This window comes from Mucilaginibacter sp. A5337 (assembly GCF_059690695.1).
This window is the reverse complement of sequence record NZ_JCAWEC010000001.1, coordinates 699,418-715,129: the sequence shown is the minus strand read 5'-3', so window position 1 is coordinate 715,129 and position 15,712 is coordinate 699,418. Positions and strand designations below refer to the sequence as shown.

Sequence of the window (15,712 nt, the reverse complement as noted above, 5' to 3'; positions counted from 1 at the left end):
AATTTAAAAATTTATGTGAGATACTTTTGTTTGTTGATCAACATTAACAATAAAATTAATTCACATGAATAAGATAAATGCCATAGTAAACTCAACCTTACTATTTGATAAGAAAAACTTTTTCAATCTCAAAGAACTATCTGCATATACCGGAATTTCTGAATCTTGGTTATACAAGTTAGTGCAGCAGCGTGTAATACCTTATAGCCGCCCTAACGGTAAATTGCTTTTTTTTGATAAGGCCAAGATTGATGAATGGTTATTAGGAAATCCTGCATCTCCAACAGATGATATTGAACAACAAGCAATAAGTTACGTAGCTAATAACCCTTTAAAAGGAGGTGTTATATGAGCCTCCTCAATGCACGCTACGTTGTAAAATTGGTAGCAACAAACCAAAAAGATACTTACTCACTTTTTAAGATTGCCAAACAAGGTAATAGCCCAATATTAAATAGGTTATTGGTATGGCAAAAAAATGTTGAGTTCAAAAAGCTTGAACCAATTGGTATGGCAGATGATTACCTGCCCTGTCCTATAATTTATGGCGAAAAGGATGATAAGCAGATACTGCTTTTGGAAACAGCTTCTTTTTTGTACCCATTTGGGGTAGTAAATACTTCGGGTACATCTGATTGCATACTATTCCGCATCTCAGATGATATGACTATCGAATTTTTTGTATCGGAAGGTAATGTAAATCTTACTGCTCAATTATTAACAATGCTCTTGGATGGTTCACTTAGCGAGGATATTAACAATTTAATTTGAACGTCATGATACCTCTTTTAATATCAGCAGCAGCTACATTACGAATAGAATCGGATGAGTTTAGTTCAGCACCGAAAATGTCATTAGAAAGCATAAGTGGAGAAAAGGTACTACTAACTAACTTATTTCCTCAAAAAACATTGGAGTTCTATTACGACATGCAACCATGCCCATTCAGTAGCACAAAAAAATATTTTATGGGCTATAGTAGTGATAAAACGTTAGTCGCTTTCGAATTTAAGATTCATTTTGAATCTCACCCAGAAATTGGCATTGTGCAAACCAGTTTGGATATAGCAGATTGCATACTTTTTAAACTTACTGGTCAGTCGGAATTTGAAATTTATGTTTACGCTGGGTTAAAACACGATGAAGATGTGCTTTATAGCACAATGATTACCGAGCCTTTGGTTACAAACAGAAATGCAACCATAAAATTGAAAGTTAAATAATTAATTAATGGGTGTGGTCACCCACACCCGTTTTAAATTTTAAGATAATTCCTTAAGCTTTTAATATTAATCATATTAATATAAGAATTTTTATAATCATGATAGATACTATTAAATTATTTATGGCTGATACAATGATCCCTAAAGACTGGTTTCAGAATTTTGAGGCCCTTACAAATAAGCAAGAGAAGTACTCAAATACAAGAATAACTAACTATGGTCAATACGATAATTTCAGGGTAACACAAACCATAAGAGGTGTATACTTAGAAGGAAGTTTAGCGAAGTATTATTTGGGTACTAACCAGAAAACTTTACAAGAATCAGATTTGATCAACGCATTTTCAAAACTGGCCGAAGAAACTGATTTGCCAATTTTTAAGGCAAAGGTTTGTAGGCTCGATTTAGCGGAAAATATAGTAACGAATCTTCCAGTGGGGTTATATTATCAGTTTTTAGGTACCGACAAATACTTAAAAAAGCGAATTCCTATGGCGAATGGGTTGTATTATATGAATACAAGAAAATGCCTTTTGATATATGATAAAACTCGAGAAGCGTTGGTTGGAAAATCGAAATTAAATACAGTAATTCCTAAGCATAGCAATTATATGCGAATTGAGTACAGATTTATGAATCACCAAGCTTTGAGTGAAACAATCGGATTAAGTGAGGTTGTTGCCGAAGATATAGTGATTTACTATAAAGACTTAGCTAAGGAGTGGTTTAAACGGATTAATGCTATTGGCAAAGTAAGGCCTAAGAAAACCATAGATATGGCTATTTTTAAAGACAAAGGTGCTTTTGATAAGCAAGTCATGCTTTTAGGGATGGAGGCTTTAGGCGGTTTTAATGCTTTGAGAGAAATGGTTGAAGGCGCAAGAAAAAGCCAATTGTTTAAATACCCTAATCAAGCAACTAATTTATTGAACAAATATCGGGTTTTGGTTGAAACGACAGAATCCAAAGAAGTGTCACCATATATTGATGAGTTGTTGAAAAAATTGCAAATAGCTCTTTTTGTTCATACGAAGCCCTTAATTCCCTTACTTGATTGATAATATATAGTAATCGAGCCTAATAAATTTTTTTGATAACGAAAACGTAGTTAGTTTTGGTTTCCAAATAAATCAAATGCAAAGAGGCGATATTTTTATAGCAGAAGATAAGTACCGAACTCGTGAAACCGCTTACCATCCAATAATCTTTTGGGGTGAACATGATATTGATTCGTTCGTAGGTATGATGATAACACATGGTAGCAATGGTCAGTTCCCAGATAATATACCATTTAACGATAAGGCCTACTATACGTCATCAGATGACGATTTTTCCAATACGTATGTTGTAGGGCAGGCTCTCGTTAAAAAGAATGAATGGGGCGCAAATTATAAGAAAATAATCGGAAGAGTGAGTTTCACAGGACTTGAGTTACTCGAAAAAGAAATTATCAAAAAAACATCACCTAAATGGTGGGCGGAGTATTCAAATAAATTACCAAAGTAAATCTGAATATAACACATAAGAAGCTTCAGTTTAATAGAGTTAAAAGAATAACTGAAGCTCTTGTTATGTGTAAAATAAAGAATGTGTTAAATCGCATTAAAATCGATTGTTATAACTTTAGGAGAGTTTTTGATAACAATTTAGGCTTTACAAGTTTATAACAAAGAAGTTTTGATTTCTAAATCAACATCAAGGATGTAATATTTTTACAGTTGCTATTCAGGCGTTTCGCTACACTGGAAATACTTTTCACGTTTGCCTTGGGTTTTTTATGGTAATCCTGACTGGTTTCTTACTAAAACCGTGTTTTTTAGCAGTTTTGAAGGTAAGGTTACTTAATAAAGTATTAAGTAACCTACTTTTTGATCGATATTTTTGCTATTTCAAATAAATTATATAACCTGTTTTTAGAACCAATTTTACTGCTTCCCGGTTAAATAATTCACTCTATAACTATGGTTTTATTGAAAGCTTCAAACGTGAATCGGGGCAGTAGATTTGGTACCTGACCCATAGTGATTTATTTATGCACTTGGCAGTTTATTTTTAGCTTTATTCTCTTCTGAAAGCCTAATGAAGTTCACTGACGGTAACAAAATTGGGTTTATGCCAGCTTTTAATGTTATCGAAGCAAGATGCTCCCGCAGAAACGGAAACATTATTGCAGGGCCATTCGCTTTTGCAAATTGTTCAACTGGGATAATCGCATCAGCTTCACATATAAACGAACCTATCATCTTTATTTTTGCAGTAACCTCTTTTTTCCCTTTTTTTCCTGCTGTAAAGTCTAATGTAACAGTGATGTTTAAAGTTTCATTTTCAAGAATTTGATGCTCAACAGAGATGTTTGCGTTGTTTTTAAAAGAAGGGTCTTTAAAATCAATATTTATCGCTCTTTTAAAGTTACTTTCCAATAAAAAGATCTCTGTTAATTTGAATAAAGACGCCATTGCTACGCTGCTAAGTAATAAGTGTAATCATCGATAATATCATTATCACAAGTGATGCCAGTTGTTATTGTCGATGATAAATTGTTGGTTATTGTCTCAAATATCCCGTAATCCAAGTTCTCATTGAAGCTGAATTCACAATCTATTGCACTTTGCTTGACTTCTTTAAGTTCTTGATCAAAGATTATAGAATGAGGAACGTCTGCGCTATAGTCAGTCATTAACTGATCCAGATTTTCATGATTCCAAGATAAATTTGGAACAGCATCTTCATATAAACTCCCACACTTAACATAATCCGGGGCATCAACTGTAAAAAGATCATCTTCGGAAATAAATGCTAATCCTTCTTGAGGGAATTTTTTGATAAAATCGAGAACGATATTATTCTGTTCGTTAACAAAAAGCTCATTGTATTGCTCAAAAAAATCTTTAGGTAATACTTCAATGAAGTGTGTTTCACTCAAATCATCTAATTGGTATCTTAATTTCACATGAGGGAAATTTTTAACCAACTCATCGATTTTTGAAACTATATATTTCTTTGAGTTCATATTTGAAAGTTTTTTTGCAAAAGCTTATTTGTTGCCACGGATTTGTCGTAGGCTTTTAAAGCTTCTGTGTCGATTATTATTTGATTCTCATAGTCCGCTTTAACTCGAACAGCGTTAAGGGTACGAATGTTTGAATTAAATTTAGCGGCATCTATACTATTTAAATTTGTAAATTCTGTGAAAATTAAATCTTGGAGCCACTTATGATAACCTCCAAAATTTTTTGATCCTTTTATACCATCATGTCTTATTTGTAACTCTGTTTTTCCAAAATGAGATCTTAAAATATGTAACATCAACTGTACACTTGCATAATAAGCGCAATGAACACTTGACGGGAATAATTTAGATTTAATGAGCTTGTTTGAGGCATCAATGTTCTCATCAGACTTGGTTTTTAAACTCGACATCTCTAAAGGAAATTGGTTTAAGTTGCATGCAATTATAACCAATTTTTTAATATATCAAATATTTGGAAAATATAAAATATAACAAATTTAGGAATTTTGATTTGGGCGATTGACGGTAAGCTGAGAAATGATAAAAGGAAGGGAATAATTATATGAAAAATAACAGAGAGATTACCAATCTCCCTGTTATTTTGCCTGATTAAGCGTAAGCTTCTAATCTCCAGGTTACAGCTTTGCCAGCATAAGGCGGCATAGTGTTTCCTTTAGCGATAGGAGCTGTAGTTGATGGGTTACCAATAACTCTCCATACGCCACTTTCAGGACATGTGTGACCTGTACTTGCAGTAGTACCTATAGGACTTTTCATGATATGTAAGTGTAATCTCTCCTTGTTAGATCAGGGCAGGAACACATTAACCCTCCGAGAAATATATTTTAATACAAGCAGTTTTTCTCATTAACTGCTTGTATTGTTAGGCTCTTATTTTTTGGTTACGCCTTTAAACGGTTTACCGTCTGCTTTTTGGTCGATAAATTTGCCAGTGTTCGTATCGATTTTAGTCCACTTCTCATTATGAGGATTAAATACTTGTACACGATCTTTTACCGCTCCGATTCTATGTCCGTCGCCTGCAGGTGCATTCCTTGCCATGATTATACCTCCTTTCACCTTTCATTATCGTTTATTGATTTGTTTCTATAGTACCAAAGGTGGGAGGTACTTGTGCAGTGTATCTGCATAACAAATTGTATTTTTATCATTGTAAATTTTTAACCTTAATACCTTATGGCAGTAAATAAAAATGCTTTGATACGTTACAAAATTTTGGATCGGTGTTTCAGTAATCCGGGTAAGCGATATTTTATTGAAGACCTGATAGCAGAATGTAATAAACAGTTGCTTGAGATTGACCCAAACTCCAAAGGCATTCAAAAAAGACAATTATTTGAGGATATCAAATATATGGAAAGTGCTGAGGGGTGGTCTGCGGAAATCGAGAAAATAACTTTCGGAAAAAAGAAATTCTATCGTTATGCAGATAAAAACTTTTCCATTAATAATCAGCCGTTAAATGCCGCAGAGGTCGAGCAGTTGCGTTCAGCAATGGATATTATATCTCGCTTTAAAGGTATGCCGCAATTTGGTTGGATTAACGAATTTACTCCAAAGCTTGAGCAGGCTTTTACATTAAATAACCAGGTAACGCCGATAATTAGTTTCGATAGTAATGAATATTTAAAGGGGGTGGAATATATAAGTGAACTTTTTCATGCTGTACTATATAAAAAAGTGTTGAGTATTACCTATAGACCTTATAAAAGTGAAACGCCAAAACATTACGTCATACATCCGTATTATTTAAAGCAATTCAATAACAGGTGGTTCTTATTCGGCCATAATGAAGATATACACAAATTGACAAACTTGGCTTTAGACAGAATAATTTCAATAGAAGAACACAATCTCACTTATCATGAGAATGATGAATATGACTTTAACGAATATTTTGAAGATATAATTGGCGTCACGAAACCTGATGCTGGAATTGCTGAGAAAGTTGTTTTAAAGTTTAACGAGCTTACATTGCCTTATGTATTATCAAAGCCTTTACATGGCTCTCAAAAAAGTATTCGCATGGATAGTGAAATTTTAATTTCAATTGAAGTGATGCAAAATTTTGAATTAGAAAGTTTGTTACTATCATTTGGTGATCGTGTGGAGGTTATGTCGCCACAACATCTAAAAGAAAAAATAAAAGTGAGATTGCAAACAGCTATTGAACAATACTGTGATATTAAAGGCTAAATTTGCGCCCCAATATATTATTAACATGCTAACGTCTTCCTTAAAATCACAAATAGATAAAATCTGGACTACCTTTTGGTCAGGTGGTATATCAAACCCTCTAACAGTAATTGAACAGATTACTTACCTGCTTTTTATTCGTCGATTAGACGAATTGCAGATAGCAAAAGAATATAAAGCAAGATTTTTAGGTGACACAGTAACCGACCCTATCTATCAACCAGAGGAGCAGCAACTGCGGTGGAGTGTATTTAAAGATATGGATGCAGAAACCATGTTTGAGCAGTTCAGGAAAATTGATGGCGTGTTCGACTTTATGAAAAATAAAGGCGCATCAAAAGATTCGGCCTTTAATAAATATATGAAAGGGGCCACGTTTATGATTCCTACCCCCCGTTTGTTGCAGTTGGTAGTTGATCTGCTATCGGCTGTTGATATGAATGACCGTGATACCAAGGGCGATGTTTATGAATACTTGCTAAGCAAAATAGCCAGCGCAGGCACCAATGGTCAATTCCGTACACCGCGCCATATTATCCGCATGATGGTGGAAATGACCAACCCTACGCCCGAAGATATTATCTGCGATCCTTCAGCCGGAACATCGGGCTTTTTAGTAAAGGCGGCTGAATATATTATTGAAAAGAACCCTAACATCCTGAATAATGCCGAAACACGCAGGCATTACGAAAGCGATATGTTTTTAGGGATGGAGTTTGATGCCACGATGATTCGCATCGGTGCTATGAACCTGCTGTTACACGGCATTGAAAGCCCACAACTATTTGATGTTGATGCGTTGAGCGAGGCCAACAGCGGTTTTAAAAATAAGGCAACTTTAATATTGGCAAACCCGCCCTTTAAAGGATCCTTAGACCATGATGCTGTAGATAGTAGCCTGAGCAATGTGGTAAAAACCACCAAAACAGAATTGCTGTTTTTGGCCCTGATACTCCGCGGATTAAAATTAGGTGGACGGGCTGCTGTGATAGTACCCGATGGCGTTTTGTTTGGTTCATCAAACGCACATAAACAAATCCGTAAGGAGATATTGGATAATAACCAGCTTACCGGTGTGGTATCAATGCCGAGCGGGGTGTTTAAACCCTATGCGGGGGTAAGTACCGCTGTTTTGCTTTTCACTAAAACGGGCGCAGGCGGAACAGATAAGGTTTGGTTTTACGACATGAAAGCCGACGGCTTAAGCCTGGACGATAAGCGTACCGAAACAGCCGAAAATGACATCCCCGATATAGTGTCCCGTTGGAACAATCGAGCAGCCGAAGAATCCCGTGCCCACACCGATCAAAGCTTTTTTGTATCGCTGGCCGAGATCCAAGCTACTGGTTATGATTTAAGTATTAACCGGTATAAAGAGGTTGAGCATGAAGAAAAAGTTTATGATAAGCCGGAGGTGATAATTAAGCGAATTGCTGAATTAGATGGTGAGCGTACAGTTTTAATGACTGAATTGCAAGATTTATTGACGAAACTCCATGAAAAAGTATGAGATGGGATATTAAACAACTTTCTGAAATAATACCGAAGGCAATTTCAGGAGAATGGGGTGACGATGTTGGCAACGTTAAAGTGCTAAGGACTACAAATTTTCAAAACGACGGCGCAATCAACTATGCAAATGTTGTTACCAGATCTATTAGTCAAAAAAAAGTCGAGCAAAAAGCGTTGCAAATTGGTGATACCATTATTGAGAAATCCGGCGGGAGTCCAACTCAACCAGTGGGTAGGGTCGTCTATTTCGACAATAAAATGGGTGTTTTTTTATGCAATAACTTTACAAGCATTTTAAGGCCATCATCGACCGCTCATTCTAAATATGTTTTTTGGTTTTTGTTTAATAATCATTTAACAGGTAAGACTTTAAATTACCAAAATAAGACAACTGGTATTATTAATTTAAAGCTTGAACGATATTTGCAAGAGTTAAAAATACCAGTACCTCCTTTACCTACCCAAAAACGCATTGCCGAAATTTTAGACAAGGCCGATACCCTACGCAAAAAAAACAAACAACTGCTGCAATATTACGATGACCTTACCCAAAGCCTGTTTATTGATATGTTTGGTGATCCGGTGATGAATAAAAAAGGGATGCCCCTTGGCGATTTAGTTACTATCAACCCTGCTAAATCCGAAGCAAATCTTCAGGACTCAAATTTTGTAACATTTGTTCCAATGTCTGCAGTGGGTGAAACTGGCGAATTTGATCATAGTTCAATTAAAAAATACGAGGAGGTAAAAAAAGGCTTTACCTATTTCCGCGAGAATGATGTTTTATTTGCAAAAATTACACCTTGTATGGAGAACGGAAAGGGGGCAATAGCAAGAAATTTGGAGAACGGCGTTGGTTTCGGCTCCACTGAGTTTCACGTATTCAGGCCTAATGATAAGATTTTATCTGAATTTTTATATCATCTTTTTGCCCTTCCCACATTCAGGAAACATGCGGAAATTAATATGTCCGGGAGTGCTGGTCAAAAAAGGGTGGGTGCAAACTTTTTTAAAAAAATCAAACTTAATATACCCCCAATCAATTTACAAAACCAATTCGCTGCTCAAATCCAAAACATCGAACAACAAAAAGAAAAGGTAAAAGCGCAAATCCAGGAATCAGAAAATCTGTTCCAGGCATTATTACAAAAGGCATTTAATGGCGGTTTAAATTAATTTTTATAATTTAGTATGAAATAAATATCGGGCCTTATTATCATATATGCTGCAACAGGGTAATTTCTATTTTTTGAGCAATGATTTCGATGCGTTTTACCCTGCTGCCCGTAAAGCCGAGATTTTTTTACAACAGGACGAAGAAGCCTGTGCCATTTTTTGCCGTAAAGCGCTGGAAGAAATGGTGGTCTGGATGTTTGATAATGATCGCAATCTCGAAACTATCCACACCGATGAGGATAGTTCCCTTAATATTTTAATGAACAAGCCTGGCTTTATACGCCTGGTTGGTCAAAGCCTGTATTCTGATGTAAACGCCATTCGGCGTACAGGTAATTTGGCAGTTCACGCAGATCGCAAAAGGAAAGTCACTACCAAAGATGCCTATACATGCCTGCTCAATTTACATGCTTTTGCACAGTGGCTGGCAAGTCATTACGGTGATACGGTCTATCGCCAGCCATTCATAGCTTCAAAGATACAGGAAAGCGTTACTCCCGAAGTAAAATCACTTGCCGAAGCACCAGTGGCTGTTGCCATTACCGAAACGGAACAAGGGATTAAATACCATTCGCCATCAGAGAAACTTACCCGCGAGCTTTATATAGATATTATATTAAAAGAAGCCGGGTGGATTGTAGGTGACGCGAATACAGTAGCCGAATATAATTTAAAACACAGCCAAAGCGGCAGCGATAAAGCCGACTATGTGCTTTTTGGCGCAGACGGCAAGGCACTGGCCGTAGTAGAAGCGAAAAAAACAACTGCCGATGGAAAAGACAAAGGTTTGGGCCAAGCTAAACGCTATGCCGATGCTTTGGAAAAAGAGTTTGGCAAGCGCCCCATTATTTTTGTAAGCAATGGCTTTGAACATTATATATGGGATGATACCCGATACCCATACAGGCAAGTTTATGGCTTTTACAGTAAAGAGGATTTTGAAACACTGATAAACCGCCGTTTGATAGAAAGGCCGTTGAGTGCACAAGCAGTTAATGCGGAAATAGCTGGCCGCTATTATCAAATAGAAGCTATTCAACGTGCAAAAGAAGCATTAGATGCCCACAAGCGGGATATATTGTTTATTATGGCTACCGGCAGCGGTAAAACACGTACCGCCGCTGCCTTGGTTGATGTGTTAACTAAAACCAATAAAGTAAAGCGTATCCTTTTTTTAGCTGATAGGACGCCGCTGGTATCTCAGGCAAAAAACAGTTTTAATGATTATCTGCCGCAGCTAACCTCGGTGAACCTCACTAAAGATAAAACATCCGATCAGGTACGTATGGTGTTTTCCACCTACCAAACCATGATCAATCAAATTGATAACGAATTTGAAGGCGATAAACGATTGTTTACTACCGGGTATTTTGACTTAGTGATATTTGACGAGGTACACCGTTCCATATATCAAAAATACAAGGCTATTTTCAACTACTTTGATGCAATACGTTTGGGCTTAACTGCCACACCAAAGGCCGAAACACAAAAAGATACTTATGAGTTGTTCCATTGCGAAACAGGTGTACCTACTTTTTCTTATGAACTTAATCGTGCGGTGGCCGACGAATATTTGCGCCCACCATCAGCTTTAATAGTCCCGTTAAAATTCCCCCGGCAAGGCATTAAATATGCCGAGCTATCAGACGAAGATAAGCAGCGCTATGAAGATACATTTGCCGAAGGCAGCGAAAACATACCCGAAGAAATCGATTCGGCTGCTTTAAACGAATGGTTGTTTAACGAAAATACTGTTAACAAGGTATTGCAGCTTTTAATGGATAACGGCCTAAAGGTTAACAATGGCGATACCGTTGGTAAAAGTATCATATTTGCCAAAAACCAAAATCATGCAAAGTTTATTGAAGTTTGCTTTAATAATATGTACCCCATGTTAAAAGGGCACTTTTTGCAGGTAGTTACCCACTCGTCAGATAAACCGGAACATACCATTGATTTATTTAAGCAGGCAGATAAACTGCCACAGATAGTAGTGTCGGTTGATATGCTGGATACCGGTATCGATGTTCCCGAAATATTAAATCTGGTGTTTTTCAAGTCCGTAAAATCAAGTGCTAAATATTGGCAAATGGTTGGCCGTGGTACCCGTTTGTGCCCAAATGTTTTTGGTGATGGCAACGACAAAAAAAAGTTTTACATTTTTGACTATTGCGGCAATATCGAATTTTTTGGAGACAATCCTGCAGGTATCGAACCGAGCGCCACAGTATCCCTAACCCAGCGTATTTTTCTGTTAAAAATAAAGCTGGCAGTAACGCTTGAGCCTCTTATTGAAGATGATGAGTTAAGGCAATTTAGAGAAGTACTTTTGAATGAGTTACAGGGAGATATTTTGAGCCTGAATAGGGATAGTTTTGTAAACCGGCCGCATTTAAGGTTGATAGAGCAATTTGCCGATAGAAATTATTGGAATAACTTAACCGACAGTAAAGTTCGTGAGTTGCAACGTTATCTGGCCCCATTGATTATGAGTGCCGATACCGATTTTGATGCACGTAAATTCGACGCTGTTATTTATCGTTTAATGAATGCTTATTTGACAGACGATAAACAGTTGGCAGACATTATAGGAGTAGTAAAAAAGGCAGCGACTGCACTGCTAAAACAAACAAGTATACCCCAAGTTGCAGCGAAGAAAGAACTATTGCAAAGCCTTGTAAATGATACTTATTGGAGTAATTTAACTATTCAAGGTGTCGAAATTCTCCGTGTTGAATTACGGGCAATTATGAAATTTATTGAAACAGAGAGCCAGGCTAAAATATATACTAATTTTGAAGATGAACTTACAGGTGAAATCATAGATGTAGATATCATTACTCCCATTATTGGCCTGGAAACATATAATCAACGGGTTGCTTCTTTTATCCGTAAACACGCCCATTATATAGCCATCAGTAAGATCAAAAACAACGAACCTATATCTTCAGCCGAGTTGGATCAATTAAAAGAACTTCTTTTTACCGAAGATCCTGATACTGCCGGGCATCTGGAAGAGGTTCTAAGCGGAAAGGATTTTACTCAATTTATCCGTTCAATAATTGGCCTTGATGCAAAAGTTGCCAAAGCGTTATTTGCCGAATTTATTAATAGGCCGGGTATTACCGCCGAGCAAATAAATTTTATAGATACGCTTATCAATTACCTAACCCAAAATGGAACAATTGATAAGAATATGCTGTTTGATAGGCCTTTCACCGACATTAACCAAAATGGTGTATTAGGTATTTTTGAAGATGTTGATGCCATCAAGATAATAAAAATCATAGAAGGGTTCAACGGAGCTTCGCATATAGCTTAAAGCCCAATTTTTTATCTTTTTTAACCTCGAACTTAAAACTTATTAGAATTTATACAGAAAAATGAATGTTTGGAAATTAGGTACAATCTGGGGCAAAGGTGCGCCTGATTTTTTCGATTTGATTAAAGAAAAAAACATAGCACTTAGCCATACAAATGATGGTCACCCTAAAAGAGGTGATTTTGTTATCATAGCTAAAGGGTTTACAATAAAAGCTATCACCAAATTACTTGAAGACGTGAAGCCCGTAACTACAGATTCGTCATTGGAAGCAGATTTTGATGAATACCATATCGACTTTGATCCTAACGTTTTATACGCCAAAGCAGATTGGATCATTTTGCGCCAAGAAGATTACTTTCAATACAAAACACAGGATGGAATATGTCAAATTCATAAAGCAGAAATCATCGAATCAGCCAAGGAATTATTTAAAAAGTATAAACAAGAGCAAGCAATGGATCAATATATACAATTGTTAAAATACAAACATCAGGTTATCTTACAAGGCCCACCTGGAACAGGAAAAACTCGGTTAGCTAAAGAGATTGGACAAAGGCTGGTTGCAGAAAATTTCCATTTAAAAATAAGCGAAGAGGACATTAAGACAAACCTTAAAGAGGGAACTATCTTAAAAACAGTAAAGGAGAAGTACGAATTTCAGGTAAAAGAAGTAAATAGTAGTGTTAGGGTAACCCTTTTGAGCACTGGAGCTACCTATCCTTTGAGTTTAGACAGAATAATAGAATGTGTTAATAATAACGAGTATATAAATCCCGATCCAACTAAGTATAATTCTAATGTAGGGCCATACATTTTGGCTTCTGCGATATATATACTTGAAGCAAAATCTAAAGCAAATCTTGAACTTGTACAATTCCATCCTGCCTATAGTTACGAAGATTTTGTAAGAGGAATTGTAGTTGAAGCTAATGAAGGCGAAATAGAATACGTAGCCAAAAACAAAATTTTGGGTGATTTTGCCTCTCGTGCTTACAAGAATTGGATTGATAACCAAAAAGATCATGTAGTTGTTTCAAAAGAGCGATGGACTAATGAGATGATGCAAGCGTATGCCGATAGTTTGCAAATTCAGTTAGAAAGTAATTCTAAAATTCCAATCAACAACACTGCGTTCATATTTGAGGTTGAAGAAGATGCCTTTCGATATACGGGCGATAACTGGCCCCATAAGAAAGGTTTAAGAATGAAATACCAAGATATCATAAAAATGTACCTGCGTGACATAAGCACAAGAAAGGAAGTAAAGCAAGTTGCTGACATATCAGGTCTTGCTATACAACATTCCAGCTATTATATTAAAGTATTAGCTATGTTTAGAGAGTTTTTAAAAACTCAGAAGCCATTTGTAGCAAGTACATTAGTTCCTAAACTGCTAAACTTCGTATTGATAATAGACGAAATTAACCGAGCGAATTTACCCTCTGTTTTGGGAGAGTTAATCTATGCTTTGGAATACAGAGGGGAAAATGTGCAAAGTATATATGATATAGATGGCAAAAGAGATTTAATTCTGCCACCAAACTTATATATTATCGGTACTATGAACACAGCAGATAGAAGTGTGAGTCATATTGATTATGCAATACGTCGAAGATTTGCTTTTATAGATGTATTGCCTTCTAACAAAGTGATTAGCGATGTGATTAAAAACGATGCCTTAAGAGCCAAGGCCATACAGCTTTATTCCGATGTTAGTCAGCTTTTCACCGACAAATATCTTGCTGCAGATTTTGAAGCCGATGCAGTTAAATTGGGACACAGTTATTTTTTAGCTGAAACTGAAGAATTATTAAAGTTGAAATTACAGTATGAAATAAAACCCCTTTTATACGAATATTTGAAAGATGGTATATTGTTGACAGGTACAACAGAAATTTCAACCAAAGATAAAATTGCCTCTTTGAATGTGTAATTTATTAATTTTCAGGGAACATTTTTCCGGAAAGATAGCAAATATTGATATTTCCGGAAAGCCGAGATACGAATATTATTTTTCTAAAAAACAAAAAGATGAGCAATGCCGGTGCGTAGAGATTGTTGAAGATGGACTTGAACATCTCATACAACTTTCATATTTCATAGGTGTCGATTGGATTTCTCCCAATCAAGCAATATATGTTGAGCCTAAATTAAATAAAGTTGTTACAGGTAATGATGGGGCGGCTATCGATCAATATCAGCAAACAGATTATTTGCAGATGTTAATAAATGCGCTAAAGCACCCTGATATCGCTACCCATGTTTCAGATTTGTACGAAATAAAAGTAGATGAACCATTAATACAAATTAATCAGCAACAAGATCTATTAACTCCTTTACTAATTATTCATTTTTTAGGGTTAGTAAAAGAGATAGTGCGTAAAGGTTTAAAAAAGTCCTATTATAAAACTACAGAGAATCTTACCGGTAAAATAAAGGGAAAGGTTTTGGTAGGGCAAACTATTAAACAGAATTTGCTCAAAAATAAAACATCAAATGCTTATTGTGCTTTTGATGAATTCGGTATAAACGGGCTTGAAAACAGATTAATTAAAAGAACCTTAGTATTCATTCAACGATATCTATCGGTCTCTCGCATCCCCAACGCGTCAACTTATATAAACGAATTGTATAGTTACATAATGCCTGCGTTTACAAGTGTATCTGAGGACGTATCGTTAAGCGATGTTAAGCAAGCTAATACTAATGTATTCTATAAAGAATACCAACCTGTACTTCAGCTATCGAAGTTCATACTAAGGCGATTTGGTTATAATATTAATACACTTAGTAACAACGATACCGTTTCAACACCGCCGTTTTGGATTGACATGAGTAAGTTATTTGAATTGTATGTTCTTTCTAAGTTAAAAGATAAATTTTATAGCAATGTAAAATATCATTTTACTGCAAGGTGGAATGAACTTGACTTTCTTTTGAACGACTCAAAAAATAAGATGGTTATTGATGCTAAATATAAACAGATATATCAGCGGCATTACGACATCAATGATATTAGACAAATAAGCGGATATGCAAGACTTGAACAAGTATATAAGGAACTTGAAATATCGCAAGAAAAAAACATAGACTGTTTGGTAATATATCCAGATCAGACAGAGAGTTTATCTTTATCATCTGACTTAAAGTTAACGCCAATCAAAGGGTTTGTAGATTTTTACAAAACCCCCATAGCCTTACCGACTTTGAAATGAAACGTTATATATAATGATTTGGTAAAACTCATGA

General features: G+C 35.9%; 16 protein-coding genes. 11 read left to right on the top strand and 5 right to left on the bottom strand.

Annotated elements, in window-relative coordinates; genetic code table 11:
• Positions 1-64: 64 nt before the first annotated feature.
• From AC59JO_RS02915 to AC59JO_RS02895, 5 genes are all read left to right on the top strand, one after another.
• Complete coding sequence (locus AC59JO_RS02915) at positions 65-352, top strand: helix-turn-helix transcriptional regulator (protein ID WP_497303303.1); 288 nt, start codon at positions 65-67, stop codon at positions 350-352.
• On the top strand, positions 349-771 hold the full coding sequence (locus AC59JO_RS02910; RefSeq protein WP_497303301.1) for a hypothetical protein: 423 nt from the start codon (positions 349-351) through the stop codon (positions 769-771). Before AC59JO_RS02915 ends, AC59JO_RS02910 begins: the two co-directional genes overlap by 4 nt.
• Before the next feature lie 5 nt (positions 772-776).
• Positions 777-1,223 (top strand): hypothetical protein, encoded by a 447-nt coding sequence (locus AC59JO_RS02905; protein WP_497303299.1) that lies wholly within the window; start codon positions 777-779, stop codon positions 1,221-1,223.
• A gap of 98 nt (positions 1,224-1,321) precedes the next feature.
• Entirely contained in the window at positions 1,322-2,281 is a 960-nt protein-coding gene (locus AC59JO_RS02900; protein ID WP_497303297.1) for a phage/plasmid replication domain-containing protein, read from the top strand.
• 76 nt (positions 2,282-2,357) lie between these two features.
• Positions 2,358-2,729 carry a hypothetical protein gene (locus AC59JO_RS02895; protein ID WP_497303295.1) on the top strand — a complete coding sequence of 124 codons (372 nt, stop codon included), beginning with the start codon at positions 2,358-2,360 and terminating at the stop codon, positions 2,727-2,729.
• A gap of 524 nt (positions 2,730-3,253) precedes the next feature.
• Here AC59JO_RS02895 and AC59JO_RS02890 read toward each other — a convergent pair.
• From AC59JO_RS02890 to AC59JO_RS02870, 5 genes are all read right to left on the bottom strand, one after another.
• The gene (locus tag AC59JO_RS02890; protein ID WP_497303293.1) at positions 3,254-3,679 is read right to left on the bottom strand and encodes a protein-export chaperone SecB; all 426 of its coding nucleotides are present in this window, start codon (positions 3,677-3,679) and stop codon (positions 3,254-3,256) included.
• Between the two features lie 2 nt (positions 3,680-3,681).
• Positions 3,682-4,233: a hypothetical protein gene (locus AC59JO_RS02885; protein ID WP_497303291.1), complete on the bottom strand. Its 552-nt coding sequence runs from the start codon at positions 4,231-4,233 to the stop codon at positions 3,682-3,684.
• On the bottom strand, positions 4,230-4,643 hold the full coding sequence (locus tag AC59JO_RS02880; RefSeq protein ID WP_497303289.1) for a hypothetical protein: 414 nt from the start codon (positions 4,641-4,643) through the stop codon (positions 4,230-4,232). Before AC59JO_RS02880 ends, AC59JO_RS02885 begins: the two co-directional genes overlap by 4 nt.
• 199 nt (positions 4,644-4,842) lie before the next feature.
• Positions 4,843-5,010: a hypothetical protein gene (locus AC59JO_RS02875; RefSeq protein WP_497303287.1), complete on the bottom strand. Its 168-nt coding sequence runs from the start codon at positions 5,008-5,010 to the stop codon at positions 4,843-4,845.
• A gap of 114 nt (positions 5,011-5,124) precedes the next feature.
• Entirely contained in the window at positions 5,125-5,295 is a 171-nt protein-coding gene (locus AC59JO_RS02870; RefSeq protein ID WP_497303285.1) for a hypothetical protein, read from the bottom strand.
• Between the two features lie 135 nt (positions 5,296-5,430).
• Between AC59JO_RS02870 and AC59JO_RS02865 the strand changes: the two genes are divergently transcribed.
• The 6 genes from AC59JO_RS02865 to AC59JO_RS02840 all read left to right on the top strand — a co-directional run bounded on the left by AC59JO_RS02865 (position 5,431) and on the right by AC59JO_RS02840 (position 15,678).
• Positions 5,431-6,450, top strand: coding sequence for a helix-turn-helix transcriptional regulator (locus AC59JO_RS02865; RefSeq protein WP_497303283.1), 1,020 nt, complete (start codon positions 5,431-5,433; stop codon positions 6,448-6,450).
• Positions 6,451-6,475: 25 nt separating this feature from the next.
• Positions 6,476-7,960: a type I restriction-modification system subunit M gene (locus AC59JO_RS02860; protein ID WP_497303281.1), complete on the top strand. Its 1,485-nt coding sequence runs from the start codon at positions 6,476-6,478 to the stop codon at positions 7,958-7,960.
• Entirely contained in the window at positions 7,957-9,138 is a 1,182-nt protein-coding gene (locus AC59JO_RS02855; protein ID WP_497303279.1) for a restriction endonuclease subunit S, read from the top strand. The genes AC59JO_RS02860 and AC59JO_RS02855 overlap by 4 nt, the downstream gene beginning before the upstream one ends.
• A 46-nt stretch (positions 9,139-9,184) precedes the next feature.
• Positions 9,185-12,460, top strand: coding sequence for a DEAD/DEAH box helicase family protein (locus AC59JO_RS02850; protein ID WP_497303277.1), 3,276 nt, complete (start codon positions 9,185-9,187; stop codon positions 12,458-12,460).
• Between the two features lie 61 nt (positions 12,461-12,521).
• The gene (locus AC59JO_RS02845) at positions 12,522-14,396 is read left to right on the top strand and encodes an AAA family ATPase (protein ID WP_497303275.1); all 1,875 of its coding nucleotides are present in this window, start codon (positions 12,522-12,524) and stop codon (positions 14,394-14,396) included.
• Positions 14,389-15,678 (top strand): 5-methylcytosine restriction system specificity protein McrC, encoded by a 1,290-nt coding sequence (locus AC59JO_RS02840; RefSeq protein WP_497303273.1) that lies wholly within the window; start codon positions 14,389-14,391, stop codon positions 15,676-15,678. Before AC59JO_RS02845 ends, AC59JO_RS02840 begins: the two co-directional genes overlap by 8 nt.
• Positions 15,679-15,712: the final 34 nt, after the last annotated feature.